Genomic DNA, 2,408 nt, shown 5'->3' with positions numbered 1-2,408 from the left:
CATCCTCGGCGGTGCGGCCGCCGGCGTAGCGCCGCGCATCATGGGCATCGGCCCTGTGCCGGCAACGCAGAAGCTGTGTGCCCGGCTCGGCCTGAAGCCGACAGACTTCGACGTCATCGAGCTCAACGAAGCCTTTGCCTCCCAAGGGATCGCGGTGCTTCGCCAACTCGGCATTGCCGAGGACGCGGAGCACGTCAACCCGAATGGCGGCGCCATCGCGCTCGGCCATCCGCTCGGCATGTCGGGTGCGCGCATATCAGGCACTGCGGCGCTGGAACTTCGCGAACGCGGCGGGCGCTACGCGCTCGCCACCATGTGCATCGGCGTCGGTCAAGGCATCGCCGTGGCGCTGGAGAGGCAGTAAAACAAGATCGAGCGCCGGCCGCGGTTTACCACGAAAAGCGGCCAGCTGCAGCTTTCCCACAAATTTGACCATGTGGACAAAGGTCGGACGCCGTTCCATAGTTCCCTCGCTGATAATTCAAAGAAACAGCCGGCTCGACACGGCGTCAATCAGAGGGGCATGCAATGGAAAATGGGAACAGCAAAATCCAATCGAAACGCGAAGGACTTTCGCGACGCAATGTGCTGGAGCTGGGTGCGCTAGGCTTGGCGGCAGCCATACTGCCTGGCAGTGCCTTGGCGCAGGACAAGAAGCTGAAGGTGGCGGCGATCTTCGCCACGCCGATCGAAGAGCCGTGGGACCACCAGATCCATGTCGCCCTGCAGAAGGCCGAGAAGGAACTCGGCATCGAGTACAAGTGGTCGGAGAAAGTGCAGACGGCAGATTTCAGCCGTGTCATGCGCGAATATGCACAAGGCGGCTATGAGCTGGTGATGGGCGACGCTTTTGCCGCCGAACGGGAATCCCGCCGAACCGCCAAGCAGTTCCCGAAGGTCGCCTTCCTGTTCGGCTCTGGCGCCGGGCCGGCTGAACCGAATTTCGGCGTCTTCGACAACTGGATCCACGAGCCGGCATACCTCTCCGGCCTGATCGCCGGAAAGATGTCGAAATCAGGCACGGTCGGCGCCGTTGCGGCGATGGGCATTCCCGAGGTCAATCGGCTGGTCAACGCCTTCTTCGCCGGCGCCAGGGAAGTCAATCCTGATATCAAGAGGAAGGTCGCTTTCATCGGCTCTTTCTTCGACCCGCCGAAGGCGAAGGAAGCGGCTATCGCCCAGATCGACGCCGGCGTCGACGTGATCTATGCCGAGCGCTTCGGCGTCATCGAAGCGGCGGTCGAGAAAAAGATCCTCGCCATCTCCAACATGTCCGACCAGTCGAACCTCGGGCCCGATACGGTGATCACCGGCCCGGTCTGGGACATGTATCCGACGGTCGAGCAAGCGATCAAGCTGGTCAAGGCAGGGGTCTTCACCGCGCAGGATTACGGTGATTTCTCGCGCATGGGCAAGGGCGGCTCCTTTTTGGCGCCGTACCACAAGTTCGACAAGACGCTGCCCGCAGATGTCAAGGAGCTGGTCGAAAAGAAGAAGGCCGAAATCCTTGACGGCAATTTCCGCGTCGATGTGGATGAGAATACGCCGGTTTCGGATTGAGCGGCCTTACCCCTCCCCCTTGAGGGGAGGGGTATCCGTGCCAACGCCACCAGGATTCCGCCTTGTCAACGCCCGCCCCTCTCATCGAAATGCGCGGTATCTCCAAGAGCTTCGGCGCCGTAAAGGCGAACGAAGCCGTCGATCTTAGCGTGGCACCGGGCGAGATTCTTGGGTTGCTCGGCGAAAATGGCGCCGGCAAGACGACGCTGATGAACGTGCTGTTCGGCGCCTATGCGCCGGACGCCGGCGACATCCTGGTCCAGGGCCGGCCAGTGACGATCAACAGTTCGGCCGATGCGCTTGCCGCCGGCATCGGCATGGTGCACCAGCATTTTCATCTGGCGCCGCGGCTCTCGGTGCTGGAAAACCTGCTGATTGGCATTCCCGGAAAGTCGGGCCGGATCGACCTCGCCGGCGGGCTGGCGCGGCTCGCCGAGATCGGCCGGCAGCACGGGCTCACGCTCGATCCGGACCTTCCCGTCTCGGCACTATCGGTGGGCGAGCAGCAGCGGCTCGAAATCGTCAAGGCATTGTTTCGCGGCGCAAGGCTGCTGATCCTCGACGAGCCGACGGCGGTACTGGCGCCAACCGAGGTCGGCGGACTGTTTTCGGCGCTGCGGTCGATGGCGGCCCAGGGCCTCGGCATCATCTTCATCTCGCACAAGCTCAACGAGGTCAGGGCGCTGACCCATCGCTGCGTCGTGCTGCGGCATGGCCGCGTTGCCGGCCGCGTCGACGCACCTGCCAGCACGACGTCCTCGGAAATGGCGCGGCTGATGTGCGGCCACGAGATCGTTCCACCGGCCAGGGGACCATCGACGCCGGGTGCCGCGGTGCTGACCCTGGAC

2 protein-coding genes and 1 pseudogene are annotated in these 2,408 nt (G+C 63.4%); all 3 read left to right on the top strand.

Annotation, left to right across the window (positions count from 1 at the left end):
- Positions 1-364 (top strand): annotated as a pseudogene (locus E5W87_RS26165) (3-oxoadipyl-CoA thiolase); the annotation flags it as partial.
- A 164-nt stretch (positions 365-528) separates the two neighbouring features.
- Positions 529-1,560 (top strand): BMP family protein, encoded by a 1,032-nt coding sequence (locus tag E5W87_RS26160; RefSeq protein ID WP_292404255.1) that lies wholly within the window; start codon positions 529-531, stop codon positions 1,558-1,560.
- A gap of 89 nt (positions 1,561-1,649) precedes the next feature.
- The coding region (locus E5W87_RS26155) for an ATP-binding cassette domain-containing protein (protein WP_292404283.1) at positions 1,650-2,408 on the top strand (759 nt) is incomplete at its 3' end.

The organism is Mesorhizobium sp. (assembly GCF_004962925.1).
Taxonomy (GTDB): Bacteria; Pseudomonadota; Alphaproteobacteria; order Rhizobiales; family Rhizobiaceae; genus Mesorhizobium.
The sequence above is the reverse complement of the archived record's forward strand: the minus strand, read 5'-3'. Positions and strand labels throughout refer to the sequence as shown.